We start from the raw sequence: 14246 nt of genomic DNA, 5'->3' as shown, positions 1-14246 counted from the left end.
ACTGCGCTTTTTTTTCGTCTGGTTTTTTCAACAGGCGCTTGCTCGCGATAACTAAAAGTCCATAATGGACAAAATAGTTTACTCGCCACTCACGGAGCCACCATGGCCAGCACCCCCTACGTGATCAACCAATCCCAGGCCCGCGAGTTGCTGGCCCAGGTCGACGTGCCGCAGATCCTGCGCAAACTGTTCCGCGACCTGGCTGCCGGGCAAGCCGTGCAACCGGCACAGCAACTGGTGGAATTTCCCCGGGGTGCCGGCGACTTCATCAACTACCTGGGCGTGCTGGCCGAAGAGGGCGTGTACGGGGTCAAGACCTCGCCCTACATCGTGGGCGAGCAAGGGCCGCTGGTGACCGCGTGGACCTTGCTGATGTCGATGCAGACCGGCCAGCCGCTGTTGTTGTGTGATGCTGGCGAACTGACCACTGCCCGTACGGCCGCGACCACGGCGGTGGCGGTCGATGCCCTCGCGCCGCTCACAGCGAGTCGCCTGGCAATCATCGGCAGCGGCAAAGTGGCCCAGGCGCACCTGCATTACGTTAAAGGTCTGCGCGAATGGCAGAACATCAGCCTGTACTCGCCAAGCCTGAGCGAAGATGCTGAAACGGTGAGCCTGCTGAAAAACATCGAGCCACGCCTGAACATCGTCGACAATCGCGAGACTGCCGTTCAGGACGCCGACGTGATCATGCTGTGCACCTCGTCCGCAGGGCCCGTGATCGATCCGTCGAGCTTGCGCAAACCGGCGCTGATCACCTCGATCAGCACCAACGCCCCGCGCGCCCACGAAGTACCGCCGCTGAGCCTCAACGACATGCAGGTATTCTGCGACTACCGTGTGACCACCCCGGGCTCGGCGGGTGAAATGCTGATTGCCGGCGAACAGCATGGCTGGGATAACAAGGCGATTGTCGGCGACTTGCCCGACCTGCTCAGCGAGAAAGTGCAGCGCCCCGGCTACGACCGTCATGTGTTTTTCCGCTCCATCGGCCTGGGCCTGGAAGACATTGCGCTGGCCAATGCCATCTACCGCCTGCACCCCTGACACCACACATCCCTGTAGGAGCCGGCTTGCTGGCGATCGCATCACCTCGGTTTTCCTGACAGACCGCGGCGCCTGCATCGCCAGCAAGCCGGCTCCTACAGGGATCATCGAACCTTCGGCATTTGTGTTTCACAGGAGACATTCATGAGCCAGGCAGACTTCATCATCATCGGCGGCGGGATAGCCGGCGCTTCCACCGGTTTCTGGCTGTCGCAGCACGCACGCGTCATCGTGCTCGAACGCGAATCCCATCCGGCCTATCACTCCACCGGCCGTTCGGCGGCGCTGTACACCGCCGCCTACGGCACCCCGCAAGTGCGGGCGTTGACCCAGGCCAGCCGGGATTTCTTCGACGCCCCTCCGACCGGTTTCTGCGAACACCCGCTGCTGACCCCGCGCGGCGAAATGACCGTGGACTTGACCGGTGACCCGGCCGAACTGAACAACCAGTACCTGAGCGCCAAAGCCACTGTGCCGCAAATGCAGTTGCTCAGCGCCGACGAAGCCTGCGCGCTCGTGCCGATCCTGCGCCGGGAAAAAGTCCACGGCGCGATCTACGATCCGACCGCCAGCGACATCGACACCGATGCCCTGCATCAGGGTTACCTGCGGGGAATCCGCCGTAACCAGGGCGAAGTCCATACCGACAGCGAAGTCCTGAGCCTGACCCGTGATGGCGCAGGCCTGTGGCAGGTGCAAACCAAGGACCAGACCTTCAGCGCGCCGGTCATCATCAACGCCGCAGGCGCCTGGGCCGACAAGATCGGCGAAATGGCCGGCGCCCGGCCGCTGGGCCTGCAACCCAAGCGCCGCGCGGCCTTCATCTTTGCCGGACCCGAAGGCGTGGACATCCACCATTGGCCGATGCTGGTCAGCCTCGACGAATCCTTCTACATGAAACCCGACGCCGGGATGTTCCTCGGCTCGCCGGCCAACGCCGACCCGGTGGAACCCCACGACGTGCAGCCCGAAGAACTGGACATCGCCATGGGCATCTATCAGATCGAGGAAGCCACCACCCTGACCATCCGCCGCCCGACCCGAACCTGGGCCGGCCTGCGCAGTTTCGTCAGCGACGGCGACTTGCTGTCCGGTTTCGATCCGCAGGTGCCGGGGCTGTTCTGGGTGGCGGCACAAGGCGGATACGGCATCCAGACCTCGCCGGCCATGGGCCAGGCCAGTGCTGCGCTCGTGCGCGGTGAAGCCCTGCCCGAAACCCTCAGCCGTTTCGGTCTGAACGCCGGCATGCTGTCCCCTGCCCGCCTGGGCTGACTATTGTCCTCAGGTGACGCGCCGACTCGATTGCGGCACACTTTCAGCGTCCTGAATCACGGGGCGCTGAAGCTGCCCCGGAGCCCCATTGTATGAACGCACCTGAACAAGATCCTGCCCTGAACGACACGTCCCTGGATAACTTCCGGGCGATTGCCGATGCCATCGCCACGCTGTTTTTTCCCCACGCCGAAGTAGTGCTACACGACCTGCGCACGCAAAAGGTCGACTACATCGCCAACAACCTGTCGAAACGGGAAATCGGTGACGATTCGGCGCTGGATGACATGCTCGGCGACGATGTCGGCGAACGCAACATCGGGCCGTACGAAAAGCTCAATTGGGATGGTCAGAAGATCCGCAGTCTCAGCACCGTGCTGCGCGACCGTGAGGAACTCCCGCTGGCAGTGCTGTGCATCAACCTGAATATTTCGCTGTTCGAGAATGCCAAGGCCGCGCTGGACCTGTTCCTGTCGCCGACCAAGCTGATTCCTCAGCCGGATTCACTATTCCGCGATGACTGGCAGGAGCGGATCAATACCTTCCTCCACGCCTGGCTGCGCGAACGCCAGCTGAGCCTGAACCTGTTGACCCGCGATCACAAACGCGAACTGGTGCTAGCCCTGCACGCCGAAGGCGCCTTCAAGGGCAAAAGCGCCTCCAACTATGTGGCCAATGTGCTGAACATGGGGCGGGCGACGGTGTACAAGCACCTGAAGGAACTCAAAGGCTGAAACCATACCGTACGATCACATCACCACGGTCGTCCTGACAGTCCGCGGTGCCCGCATCGCCTGTAGGAGCCGGCTTGCTGGCGATCGCATCACCACGGTTCCTGACAGTCCGCGGTGCCTGCATCGCCAGCAAGCCGGCTCCTACAGAGCGATGTTTACTCCAAGGCGGAAGCCGGGCCGAAGAACTCGTAACGGCTCTGCTTCTCTGGCACACCCAACGCCTTGAGGTGACGCTTGACCGCCGCCATGAAGCCCTTCGGCCCGAGGAAGTAAGCGTCCAGGTCGCGCTCTTCGGGCAACCAGGCGGCCAGTTGTTCCTGGCTCAACATCCCGACCTTGTGCGCCGCCGGGCTGACGCCGTCATCCTCGGCATAGCAGTAGAAACGCTTGAGTTGCGGATGACGCTCGGCCAGCCCGTCGATCCAGTCGCGGAAGGCGTGGACGCTGCCATTGCGCGCGCAGTGGATAAAGTGCACCGGCCGCTCGGTTTGCAACGCTGCTTCCAGCATCGCCAGGGTCGGGGTGATGCCGACACCGCCGCTGATCAGCACCAGCGGCTTGTCGCTGGCGCTCAGGGTGAACTCGCCCGATGGCGGGAACAACTGGATGCTCGCCCCTACCTGCAGTTGATCGTGCAAATGATTGGAGGCCCGACCACCGGTTTCACGCTTGACGCTGATGCGGTACTGGCCCTTGTTCGCCAAGGCCGACAACGAATAGTTGCGACGGATCTCTTCGCTATCGAGGATCAGCTTCATGCCGATGTACTGGCCTGGCTCGGCGGCCAGAATCGGCCCCTTGTCGGCCGGTTCGAAATAGAAGGAGGTGATTTCCGCACTCTCCTCAACCTTGGCCACCACGATGAATTCCCGCGCCCCGCGCCAGCCGCCCGGAGCCTGCTCTTTCTGGTCGTAGATGCTTTTTTCGGCACCGATCAGAATGTCCGCCAGTTGCCCGTAGGCCGCCGCCCATGCCGCGATCACCTCCGGGGTGGCGATCTCTTCGCCCAGCACTTCGGCGATTGCACGCAACAGGCACTTGCCGACAATCGGGTAGTGTTCCGGCAGAATCTGCAGGGCCACGTGCTTGTTGATGATCTTGGCCACCAGGTCGCCCAGCTGGTCGAGCTGATCGATGTGGCGGGCGTACATCAACACACCATTGGCCAGGGCGCGCGGCTGGTCGCCGGAAGCCTGGTGGGCCTGGTTGAACAACGGACGCACTTCTGGATACTCGGACAACATCATGCGATAGAAGTGGGTGATCAACGCTTCACCACCGCTTTCCAGCAGCGGCACAGTGGATTTGACGATGGCACGGTCTTGAACGCTGAGCATAGAGTGACTCCTGGGCAACGAGGGTTTCTTAACAGTTGCCCTATGCTTATCAGTTTCCGTGCCAAGAATTAAAACTATATAAATCAATGAGTTAATAACACAGTAGTCATATCGACACAGCGTGATCTATAGTCACATCGACTACATGGAGTCACTATGACTGCAAAATCCCTGTTAACCGCCCTGCTGCCCCTGGTCTCCGACCTGTCCCGTGAACTCCCCGAAGGCGAGCGCTATCGGCGCCTGCTGGAAGCCATGCGTGCCCTGCTCCCTTGCGACGCGGCCGCCCTGCTGCGCCTCGATGGCGAATGGCTGGTGCCGCTGGCCGTCGACGGGTTGAGCACCGACACCCTCGGTCGGCGCTTCAAAGTCAGCGAGCACCCGCGTTTCCAGGCCTTGCTCAGTAGCACCGGCCCCACGCGCTTTGCTGCCGACAGCGATATGCCCGACCCCTATGACGGCCTGGTCGATGGTCTCGACGATCACCTGGAAGTCCACGATTGCATGGGCTGCCCGCTGTTCATCGACGAGCGGCCGTGGGGCCTGCTGACCCTCGACGCGCTCAATCCGGAACAGTTCGAACCGGTCGAGCTGGATGCCCTGGAAGCCTTCGCCAGCCTCGCCGCGGCCACCGTCAACGCCGCCGAACGCATCGAGCGGTTGAACAACCGAGTCGAAGACGAACACCAGCGCGCCGAGGTCTACCGCCAGGCCAGCGGCCAGCAACACCGCGAGATGATCGGCCAGAGCAAGGCGCACAAACGCCTGGTGGAAGAGATCGACCTGGTGGGCGGTAGCGATCTGACGGTGCTGATCACCGGGGAAACCGGGGTCGGCAAGGAGCTGGTGGCCCAGGCCATCCATGCCGCCTCGCCTCGCGCCGACAAACCGATCATCAGCCTCAACTGCGCGGCGTTGCCCGATACGCTGGTGGAGAGCGAACTGTTCGGGCATGTCCGCGGCGCCTTTACCGGGGCGCTGAACGATCGCCGTGGCAAGTTTGAACTGGCCAACGGCGGCACGCTGTTTCTCGATGAAGTCGGCGAACTGTCGCTGACGGTGCAGGCCAAACTGCTGCGCGTGCTGCAAAGCGGCCAGCTGCAGCGACTGGGTTCGGACAAGGAACATCAGGTCGACGTGCGACTGATCGCGGCGACCAACCGCGACCTGGCCGAGGAAGTGCGCAGTGGCCGTTACCGCGCCGACTTCTATCACCGCCTCAGTGTCTATCCCCTGCTGGTCCCGGCGCTGCGGGATCGCGGGCGGGATGTGTTGCTGCTCAGCGGTTTTTTCCTCGAGCAGAACCGCTCGCGCATGGGCCTCAACAGCCTGCGCCTGAGCATCGACGCCCAGGCGGCGTTGCTGGCCTACGACTGGCCCGGCAATGTGCGCGAGCTGGAACACCTGATCGGCCGCAGTGCATTGAAGGCGTTGGGTAACTGCAAGGATCGCCCGAAGATCCTCAGTTTGAGTGCCGCCGACCTCGACCTGCCCCATGCCCGTGTCGAAGCCGGCGTCGAAGTCAGCGCCGAGCAACCCGCTGTTGTCGACGTCGAATCGGTGACGGGAGATTTGCGCGAAGCCACCGAGCGTTACCAGCGCCAATTGATCGGCGCCTGCCTGGAGCGCCACCATCACAACTGGGCGAGTGCTGCCCGGGAGCTGGGCCTGGACCGGGCCAATCTCGGGCGGATGGCCAAGCGCCTGGGGATGAAATAGCACCGTGGCGCATAACTTGCTTCCACAGCAACCTTCGCGGCGACATTCCGACGCCGCTGACTGCCCTCGGATGCGACTGACCGCTCAATGAATACGACGTTTTCCTGTGTAGGCTGTGGCAAATGCTGCAATGACCACCACGTACCCCTGACCCTGCCCGAAGCCCGGATGTGGGCGGCTGACGGTGGCCAGGTGATCGTGCTGGTGGAAGCCTTCCTGAGTAATGGCCTGGGCCTGTCGGCGCAGCAACGCGAGCATGCCGAAGCGCGCTCGGCGCTGGTGCGCAGCGGCGCCTGCGAGGTTTACGTTGCCATCACTTTTGCCGCCTATAGCACCGGTGCCTGCCGCCATCTGGACCAGGACAACCTGTGCCGCATCTATGAGCGCCGGCCGCTGGTGTGCCGCATCTATCCGATGGAGATCAATCCGCACATTCCCCTGAACATCGCCGCCAAGGAATGCCCGCCGCAATCGTGGGAAACAGGGCCGCAGCTGATTGTGGGTGGCCAACTGGTGGACCCGGAACTGGCGCAACTTATCCAGCGCTCCCGCCAGGCGGATCGCGACGACATCCACATCAAGGATGCGATTTGCGCGTTATTGGGGATTCGTACGACGGCCCTCAAGGGCGACGGGTTTACCGCTTACCTGCCGGACATGACCGAGTTTGCAACGATCATCGACGAATTGGCCGGGCAGACGTTACCGGTCTGGGAAAGTGAGTGGCAGTTTCATGTGTCGGGGGACGATATCGCGGGGCGCGTAATGGCGGCGGGTGCGCAGGTGGTGACTGAGCCACCCGCCGACTACGCGTTTATTTCATTGCGGGCGGCTTGATGCCACGAAGGCCCGCTGGATAAACCTGAAACCTAACGCTTGCCCATCGAACGGCGTGTACCCGGAGGCGCCATCCCCGGCGTCTTGGTGTGGCCATTCTTGGCGCCATTCTTGTACCACGGCTGGCTGGCGTCCTTGTTGGCCTGCAGCTCACCCGGCTTGAATGGGAACTTGAACGCCGGGATAGCGGGTTTGGTCTCGCTGTCAGCGCTGGAGTCGACGCTGCCTGGCAGCTCTGCCTGTTCGGCGCCCAAGGCGTCGGCTACCGGCGGTTGTTTCGGGGAAGTCATGAAAAGCTCCGGGTGATGCACACTGTGTCGGGCCCGGTCAGCGGGCCGCGAAAGACGACAGTATAGCGGAATGGCAGCTGCAAGCTCCAAGCTGCAAGCGTCAAGTTAAAAGCGCTGCGGGTAGCTTTTAACTTGCGGCCTGGCGCTTGAAGCTTGTAGCTTTCCACCCATTCTCCTGCGCCCGAAGAGCCCTTTGCCCATGAAAAAGACCGTCCTCGCCTTCAGCCGCGTCACGCCAGAAATGGTTGAACGCCTGCAACAAGACTTCGACGTCATCGTGCCGAACCCGAAAAAGGGCGACATCAACGCCCAGTTCAACGAAGCCCTGCCCCATGCCCACGGCTTGATCGGGGTCGGTCGCAAGCTGGGTCGCGCACAACTGGAAAACGCCGCCCGGCTGGAAGTCGTGTCCAGCGTCTCGGTGGGCTATGACAATTATGACGTGGCCTATTTCAACGAGCGCGGGATCATGCTCACCAACACGCCGGACGTGCTCACTGAAAGCACCGCCGACCTGGCCTTCGCCTTGTTGATGAGCAGTGCGCGCCGCGTCGCCGAACTCGACGCCTGGACCAAGGCAGGTCAATGGCAAGCCAGCGTCGGTACCCCGCTGTTCGGCTGCGACGTCCACGGCAAGACCCTGGGCATCGTCGGCATGGGCAATATCGGCGCGGCCATCGCGCGCCGGGGTCGCCTGGGCTTCAACATGCCGGTCATCTACAGCGGCAACAGCCGCAAGACTTCGCTGGAACAGGAGCTCGGCGCGCAGATGCGCAGCCTGGACGAGCTGTTGGCTGAAGCCGACTTCGTCGTCCTGGTGGTCCCGCTCAGCGAGAAAACCAGGCACCTCATCAGCCATCGCGAACTGGCCCTGATGAAGCCGAGCGCGATCCTGGTGAACATTGCCCGTGGTCCGGTGGTAGATGAACCGGCACTGATCGAGGCGCTGCAAAACAACCGCATCCGCGGCGCCGGGCTGGATGTGTATGAAAAAGAACCGCTGGCCGAATCACCACTGTTTCAACTGAAAAACGCCGTGACCTTGCCGCATATCGGTTCGGCCACCCATGAAACCCGCGACGCCATGGCCAACCGTGCCCTGGCGAACCTGCGCAGTGCCTTGCTGGGCGAGCGCCCACAAGATCTGGTCAACCCGCAGGTTTGGAAAGGCTGATTGAACGATGGCACGTCTCTGGCTGGACGTGCCACTTTGCGCAACATTAAAAAACGCTGAATTGCTATTGAAAGACGACATAACTTGCAATGCAGTCTCCGGCCGAACTTGTCTGAACAGTTATAAACTCCGAGCGATTAAAAGAGCACCAAACGTGCACTCGGAGAATACCCCCATGAATAAACTAACCACCATCTGTGTGATAAGGCGGAGCAAAATACTGATTGTTTTGACAGCGGCATTGTTCGGACTGATGACGCTCATCAACAATGTCACCGACTATGCGGCATACGCCGACTATATCGGGCACATCATCAGCATGAGCAATACCGAGGGCAACGATTCCCGACGCTACAGGGCAATCACCTCCAACATGTTTCATCATCGATTTTACTGGGCGATCATTTCGCTGGAGACCATTTTCACTTTCAGCTGCATGGCGGGAACTTATCAGCTTTACCGAAAAGTCGATGCTCCACGCCAAGAGTTTCACGAAGCAAAAAAATTCGCGATCGCTGGCCTCGTGACAGGCATCATTGTTTACCAACTTCTATACGTCACCATACTCAATGAGTGGTTTGACCTGGAGTACTCTACTCAACGTAATGCCAATGATTGGGCACAAAGAAACATTGAATACATGTTTCTTGCCCTGATTTATCTCACCGCCGTAAAAGACAATTGAACAGCCTGCTCAAGCCAGCTTTCCCGGCACGGCGCTGGCGCTCGCCCTGGGCTTGCGAAACACCAGCACGTTGCCCAGCATGACCATCATCAGGCCCACGAGCGCCGGAGGGGTCCATTGGTAGCCTTCGGCAAACGCCGAGACATTCAGCGCCACCACCGGAAACAGTACGGTGCAATAGGCGGCGCGCTCGGGGCCCATGCGCCCGACCAGGGTCAGGTAAGCGGTGAACCCAATGACCGAACCGGGGATCACCAGGTACAACAGCGAGCCGATGTAGCGTGCGTTCCATTCCATGTCGAAGGCAATGCCCTTGGCCAGGCACCAGGCACACAACATCGCCGCGCCGTAGGCCATGCCCCAGGCATTGGTCGTCAGCGGCTTGAGCCCGGCTTTTTGCTGCAGGCTCGACAGCATGTTCCCCGCCGAGAAACACAAGGTGCCGCACAGGGCCAGGCCCAGGCCGAGCAAGGTTTGCGGGCTGGCCGTGTGCCCGACCAGCTCGGGCCAGAACAACAGGCCCAGGCCGAGCAAGCCCAAGGCGCCGCCCATCAGCACATTGCGGGCGATTTTCTGGCCGAAGAACACCCGTGCATTCAGCGCATTCCACAGCGTAGCCGTGGAAAACACCACGGCGACCAGGCCGCTGGGGATCCACTGGCTGGCGGTGAGGAAACACATGAAGTTGACACAGAACAGGCACAACCCCTGCGCCAGGCAAATCAGATGCCCGCGGCGGTTCATCACTTGCAGGCGGCGGCTGAGCAACAGGATCACGAACAGCACCAGCGCCGCCAAACCAAAGCGATAGACAATGGACACGGGAATCGCCACCACGCCCAGTTGCCATTTCAGGGCAATCCAGGTGGTGCCCCAGATCAACACAGTCAGCAGGTACAACGAAAGGTTCATGACAAAGGCTCCTCGGCTAGGTGCCCAGTGTCCTGCGCCACGATGCGCCGCACTTGCATAATCTTGCGCTTTTGTCCGGCGACGGGCTGGCAGGCGAACGCTTACGGAGTAGGATGCAAGGCGTTGGAGAGAACGATCATGCCCGCACTGGAAACCCTGCAAGTCTTTCAAGCCCTCAACCGCTCGCCCAATGCTCGCCTGGAGCACAGCGCCGAGCTCGGTGACGGCATGGCTGCGGCCCTGTGGAGCAACCATCACGACGCCCAGGACTACGCAGCGCCGAGTCACCACACCTTGTCCTGCTACATCGCCGGCGGCACCGGCACCTTCCGCCGTGACCAGCCCGGCACCAAGGGCGGCCCGGACAAACTGTGCATCCTGCCGGCCGAGCATCAGTCAGGCTGGGTGATCAACGGCGACATTCGCCTGGCACACCTGTATTTCAGCCCCGAGCAATTTGCCCTGGGCTGCGTCACCCTGCTCGATCGCGAGCCCCGGCAAATGCAGTTGCGCGAGCAAACCTTTCTCGATGACCCGCAGCAGGCGGCGCGCTTTCGACGGTTGATCACCCTCAATTGGCACGAACCGGGCGAACGCCTGCTCACCAGCAGCCTGGCCCACGAGATGCTCGCCCATGCGCTGCTCAGCCAGGTCGGTACTCGTCAAGGTTTGCGCCTCAAGGGCGGATTGGCTGCGCATCAGCGCCGGCAGTTGGTGGAGTTCATCGACAGTCAGTTGGCCGAGGCCATCAGCCTGGGGCAGTTGGCTGCGTTGTGTGCGCTGTCGGAGTATCACTTTGCGCGGATGTTTCGTGAGAGCTTTGGGTTGCCGCCGCATCAGTATGTGCTCGCGCGGCGACTGAGCCGGGCGCGGGAATTGTTGCGCTCAACTTCGCAGCCGTTGGGGGAGATTGCGTTGGCGTGCGGGTTTGCCAGCGCTAGTCACTTCACCAATCGATTTCGGCAGGTATTGGGGGGAACGCCTGGAGAGTATCGACAGGCTTTTTTACAATAAATCGAAACCTCATATTCATCCCCAACACAATAACTAATTGTTTATTTCGAAACACTATTGAATACGATTAAATACTAGTATTTCTGACAGTATCCATCCACACCCGGATAGATAACACTCCCCACTCAACCCAAGGAGTTCTATCCCATGCCCAAAACTAAAGAAGAAATCGTTAGCAGCGAATCAAATACCATGAAGATTCGCCTTGAAAGTTTTCCTGAGATCTTTATCCTTTCCAACGCCAACATGAAATATTTAAGCCCGGACCTAATTACAATGCGGGCCACCATGCCTGACAATAGTTACGACATGTGGCTTAGGTTTCACAACTCTATCAAAGAGGGCGATATCCATTTCTCGGAAGTAGACAAGTTTTGGTTCCGGGAAGCATATGATGGGGGACACAAGGTTTATTCACTCGTCCACAGCGACGATTTCCGGATTACCATCAAGTCAATTGATAAAGTAAAGCATAGTTGCGACATTTACTTCCAAGGTCACTTACAAAGCGGATCCAGCGCTCCAAAATTGTGGGCGACCGGAAAAATCAACATTCAAGGCGAATAACGTCTGCTCAATTCACTACCCTTGCCGATAACACGGCAAGGGTAGTGCCAACCCTCATCAAAACTCCAACGTACTCGACAACGTCACCTGCCGCGAATCCCCCATCGACACGAAGAACCGGCTCGCCGCCGAGGTGTAGTAGGTGCGGTCAAACAGGTTCTTCACGTTGAGCTGAAACTTGACCCGCTGCCCATCGAGCTGGGTGTCGTACGTGGCGAACGCATCGGCGACGGTATAGCTCGGCAGGTCGAAATCATTCACGGCATTACCCGCTCGCTCCCCGACATAACGCGCGCCTGCGCCCACCCGCAGCTGATCGCCACCGATGAGGCTGCCAAAGTCGTACACCGCCGACAGCGAGCCGCTGTTCCTGGCCACGTTCTGCAGCTGCTTGCCTTTGTAGACCGGGTCTTCGGTCACTTCGGCATCGGTGTAGGCATAGCTGCCGATCATGCTCCAACGGTCGCTGAGCTGGCCGCTCAAATCCACTTCCAGGCCGCGGGAACGCACTTCGCCCGCCGCGCTGTAGAGGGTCACCGGGCCTTCGGAATTGGCCACCAGGACGTTGCGTTTGTTGATGTCGAACAGCGCGATGTTGCCCGTTACGCGGCCCGGCATTTCCAGCCTGGCCCCGACTTCCCAGGACTTGGCTTCTTCCGGCGCAATGCTGCCATCGAGCACTGTGCTGCTGCCGCTCAACGGCGCGATGGTCGAGTTGGGCTTGAACGATTCGGTGTAGCTACCATAGAACGACAGCTCATCGGTGTAGCGGTAGACCAGACCGGCGCGCGGCACCCATTTCTGCCCGTTGCTGTCGGTGTTGGCCTTGAATGGCACGCCTTTGCCGGCGTACTGGTCGTACTCCTGGAAGCGTGCGCCCGCCACCAGGATCCATTGGTCGGTGAGGTGGATCGAGTCCTGCATGAACACCGAATCGCTGCGCAGTTTGTCGGTCTGGGCACTGTCGGCCGGGCTGACCGTGGTGCCTGGCACTTCACGGCCGTACACCGGGTCGAGGTAGCTGAAGGTGGTCAGGCTTTTCTGGCGGATCAGGTCGGCGCGGTAGATCTTGCGGTATTCGTCATCGATCCCGAACACCAGGTCGTGTTGCATGCCCGCGACATTGACCTTGCCTTCGAGGCTGGCGGTGGTGAAACGGTCGGTGCTGATTGCATTCTGCGTGCCGTCCATGCTGCGTGTCAGCGTGCCCTTGTTGGTGTCGATGGCGGTCACGCGCACCTGGCTGGCGTCATAGGTTTCGCGGTTCCAGCTGTAGCCGAAATGGGCTGTCCAGTTGTCGTTGAGTTCGTGATCGGCCTGGAAGTGATACAGGTCAGAGCGCCCTTCCATGTTGTTGAAGGGTTCGTCGAGCCGGCGATCCCGGGGGATGTCCAGCGGATGGTTGTCCCGGGGATCGATCACCGTGCCACGGTCGAACGGGGTCAGGAACTCCCGGTGTTCATAGGCGAACAACAGCTTGGTGCTTTCCCCGAACCAGGCCAGCGACGGCGCCACCAGGGTCTCGCGGTGCACGCCGTAGTTGCGCCAGTAATCTTCGTCTTCGTGGTCCAGCACCATGCGGTAGGCGAAGCCGGAATCGCCCAGGGCGCCCGTGCTGTCAAAGGTGCCACCACTGCCGTTCTTGCCTTCACCATAGGTCGAGCCCCGCAAGGTCAGGGCGTTGTACGGATCAAGCTGCGGCTGCTTGCTGACCATGTTGACCACCCCGCCGGGATCCTGGATGCCGTAGAGCAACGAGGCCGGGCCCTTGAGCACTTCAACCCGGTCCACCGTGGCGTTCATGCCCCGCCCCTGCACCAGCGGCATGCCGTCGCGCATGATCGAGCCGTTGCGGTTATCGCCGAAACCGCGGGTCATCACCGAATCCTGGGTGCTGCCCAGCGTGTTGCCCTGGGTGATGCCGCTGACGTTCGCCAGCGCGTCATCGAGGTTGCGCGGCGCCTGGTCGCGAATGACCTGGGCCGGGACGATGTTGACCGTCTGGGGAGTTTCCTGAAGCGGCGTCGAGGTGCGCATCACCGAACTGGTGGGTGGCGGCTGGTAGCTGGTGGACTGATCCATCACCGAGGTAATGGTGGTGGCACCCAGGTTCAGCGCGCCCTCGGTCGGTAGCGGCTCCAGGGCCATGGTGTGGCCATCGATGCGGCGGAAGGTCAGGCCAGAACCGCTGAGCAAACGCTGCAGGGCCTGTTCGGCACTCAACTGGCCGTTGAGCGCCGGGGCATTGAGGGCGTAAGGCGCTTCATCGGTGTAGACCACGCTGATGCCGGTGACCTGGCTGAAGTCGCTCAAGGCCTGGGGCAGTGGTTTGGCGGCCATCGAAAAGCTGAACAGCGAACTTTGCCGGGCGTTGGCCTGCGCGGCCATCACCCCATTCAACGGCAGCAGCGCCAACGCCGCGAAGCTCAACGCAGACACACCCAACCACTGTTTGACCGAACCCGATATTGCCCTGGACTTCATGACTCATGACCTGTGTAGAACCGCAACGGATGCGAATGACTCGCAGTTTCAATCACTACACGGATGGCATTCGGGTTTACCTCAGCAGAAAGTTGAAATATTTTTTTTTGGACGTTGAGGTGTTTGATCTGACGCCTTCGCTGGCAAGCCAGCTCCTACAGGGGACCGCGTTCA

Annotated in this window: 13 protein-coding genes; 9 read left to right on the top strand and 4 right to left on the bottom strand. The window is 60.8% G+C overall.

The window, feature by feature from the left end; all coding sequences use genetic code 11:
- The first annotated feature begins 102 nt into the window (after positions 1-102).
- From SOP95_RS01145 to SOP95_RS01135, 3 genes are all read left to right on the top strand, one after another.
- The gene (locus SOP95_RS01145) at positions 103-1047 is read left to right on the top strand and encodes an ornithine cyclodeaminase family protein (protein ID WP_323605607.1); all 945 of its coding nucleotides are present in this window, start codon (positions 103-105) and stop codon (positions 1045-1047) included.
- A 144-nt stretch (positions 1048-1191) separates the two neighbouring features.
- On the top strand, positions 1192-2319 hold the full coding sequence (locus tag SOP95_RS01140; RefSeq protein WP_274073945.1) for an NAD(P)/FAD-dependent oxidoreductase: 1128 nt from the start codon (positions 1192-1194) through the stop codon (positions 2317-2319).
- Between the two features lie 92 nt (positions 2320-2411).
- Positions 2412-3053 carry a helix-turn-helix transcriptional regulator gene (locus SOP95_RS01135; RefSeq protein WP_323605606.1) on the top strand — a complete coding sequence of 214 codons (642 nt, stop codon included), beginning with the start codon at positions 2412-2414 and terminating at the stop codon, positions 3051-3053.
- Between the two features lie 155 nt (positions 3054-3208).
- Here the strand turns inward: SOP95_RS01135 and hmpA are convergent, their stop codons facing one another.
- The gene (gene hmpA, locus SOP95_RS01130) at positions 3209-4390 is read right to left on the bottom strand and encodes an NO-inducible flavohemoprotein (protein ID WP_323605605.1); all 1182 of its coding nucleotides are present in this window, start codon (positions 4388-4390) and stop codon (positions 3209-3211) included.
- Between the two features lie 156 nt (positions 4391-4546).
- On the opposite strand from hmpA, the gene norR reads away from it, so the two are divergent.
- Both norR and SOP95_RS01120 read left to right on the top strand, forming a co-directional pair.
- Positions 4547-6109, top strand: a complete 1563-nt coding sequence (gene norR, locus SOP95_RS01125) for a nitric oxide reductase transcriptional regulator NorR (RefSeq protein ID WP_323605604.1) — start codon at positions 4547-4549, stop codon at positions 6107-6109.
- A gap of 87 nt (positions 6110-6196) precedes the next feature.
- Positions 6197-6946 (top strand): YkgJ family cysteine cluster protein, encoded by a 750-nt coding sequence (locus tag SOP95_RS01120; RefSeq protein ID WP_323605603.1) that lies wholly within the window; start codon positions 6197-6199, stop codon positions 6944-6946.
- 32 nt (positions 6947-6978) lie between these two features.
- Here SOP95_RS01120 and SOP95_RS01115 read toward each other — a convergent pair whose 3' ends face one another.
- A complete protein-coding gene (locus SOP95_RS01115) occupies positions 6979-7236 on the bottom strand; it encodes a hypothetical protein (protein ID WP_274073950.1) in 258 nt (85 codons plus the stop codon).
- Positions 7237-7435: 199 nt separating this feature from the next.
- Between SOP95_RS01115 and SOP95_RS01110 the strand changes: the two genes are divergently transcribed.
- Together SOP95_RS01110 and SOP95_RS01105 are read left to right on the top strand one after the other, a co-directional pair.
- Positions 7436-8410: a 2-hydroxyacid dehydrogenase gene (locus SOP95_RS01110; RefSeq protein ID WP_323605602.1), complete on the top strand. Its 975-nt coding sequence runs from the start codon at positions 7436-7438 to the stop codon at positions 8408-8410.
- A gap of 175 nt (positions 8411-8585) precedes the next feature.
- Positions 8586-9095 (top strand): DUF2165 domain-containing protein, encoded by a 510-nt coding sequence (locus SOP95_RS01105; protein ID WP_274073952.1) that lies wholly within the window; start codon positions 8586-8588, stop codon positions 9093-9095.
- 9 nt (positions 9096-9104) lie between these two features.
- On the opposite strand, the gene SOP95_RS01100 is transcribed toward SOP95_RS01105, so the two are convergent.
- Positions 9105-10007, bottom strand: coding sequence for a DMT family transporter (locus tag SOP95_RS01100; protein ID WP_323605601.1), 903 nt, complete (start codon positions 10005-10007; stop codon positions 9105-9107).
- A 138-nt stretch (positions 10008-10145) separates the two neighbouring features.
- Between SOP95_RS01100 and SOP95_RS01095 the strand changes: the two genes are divergently transcribed.
- Entirely contained in the window at positions 10146-11021 is an 876-nt protein-coding gene (locus SOP95_RS01095; RefSeq protein ID WP_274073954.1) for a helix-turn-helix domain-containing protein, read from the top strand.
- A 147-nt stretch (positions 11022-11168) separates the two neighbouring features.
- Positions 11169-11588 carry a hypothetical protein gene (locus tag SOP95_RS01090; protein WP_323605600.1) on the top strand — a complete coding sequence of 140 codons (420 nt, stop codon included), beginning with the start codon at positions 11169-11171 and terminating at the stop codon, positions 11586-11588.
- Positions 11589-11645: 57 nt separating this feature from the next.
- Here SOP95_RS01090 and SOP95_RS01085 read toward each other — a convergent pair whose 3' ends face one another.
- Positions 11646-14072 (bottom strand): TonB-dependent siderophore receptor, encoded by a 2427-nt coding sequence (locus SOP95_RS01085; RefSeq protein WP_323605599.1) that lies wholly within the window; start codon positions 14070-14072, stop codon positions 11646-11648.
- Positions 14073-14246 lie beyond the last annotated feature (174 nt).

It is taken from the genome of Pseudomonas sp. YuFO8 (assembly GCF_035065025.1).
Classification (GTDB): Bacteria; Pseudomonadota; Gammaproteobacteria; order Pseudomonadales; family Pseudomonadaceae; genus Aquipseudomonas; species Aquipseudomonas putida_AE.
The sequence above is the reverse complement of the archived record's forward strand: the minus strand, read 5'-3'. Positions and strand labels throughout refer to the sequence as shown.

Coding starts and splice junctions, on each gene's coding strand:
- SOP95_RS01145 (WP_323605607.1), top strand. CDS start 103: ATGGCCAGCACCCCCTACGTGATCAACCAATCCCAGGCCCGCGAGTTG.
- SOP95_RS01140 (WP_274073945.1), top strand. CDS start 1,192: ATGAGCCAGGCAGACTTCATCATCATCGGCGGCGGGATAGCCGGCGCT.
- SOP95_RS01135 (WP_323605606.1), top strand. CDS start 2,412: ATGAACGCACCTGAACAAGATCCTGCCCTGAACGACACGTCCCTGGAT.
- hmpA (WP_323605605.1), bottom strand. CDS start 4,390: ATGCTCAGCGTTCAAGACCGTGCCATCGTCAAATCCACTGTGCCGCTG.
- norR (WP_323605604.1), top strand. CDS start 4,547: ATGACTGCAAAATCCCTGTTAACCGCCCTGCTGCCCCTGGTCTCCGAC.
- SOP95_RS01120 (WP_323605603.1), top strand. CDS start 6,197: ATGAATACGACGTTTTCCTGTGTAGGCTGTGGCAAATGCTGCAATGAC.
- SOP95_RS01115 (WP_274073950.1), bottom strand. CDS start 7,236: ATGACTTCCCCGAAACAACCGCCGGTAGCCGACGCCTTGGGCGCCGAA.
- SOP95_RS01110 (WP_323605602.1), top strand. CDS start 7,436: ATGAAAAAGACCGTCCTCGCCTTCAGCCGCGTCACGCCAGAAATGGTT.
- SOP95_RS01105 (WP_274073952.1), top strand. CDS start 8,586: ATGAATAAACTAACCACCATCTGTGTGATAAGGCGGAGCAAAATACTG.
- SOP95_RS01100 (WP_323605601.1), bottom strand. CDS start 10,007: ATGAACCTTTCGTTGTACCTGCTGACTGTGTTGATCTGGGGCACCACC.
- SOP95_RS01095 (WP_274073954.1), top strand. CDS start 10,146: ATGCCCGCACTGGAAACCCTGCAAGTCTTTCAAGCCCTCAACCGCTCG.
- SOP95_RS01090 (WP_323605600.1), top strand. CDS start 11,169: ATGCCCAAAACTAAAGAAGAAATCGTTAGCAGCGAATCAAATACCATG.
- SOP95_RS01085 (WP_323605599.1), bottom strand. CDS start 14,072: ATGAAGTCCAGGGCAATATCGGGTTCGGTCAAACAGTGGTTGGGTGTG.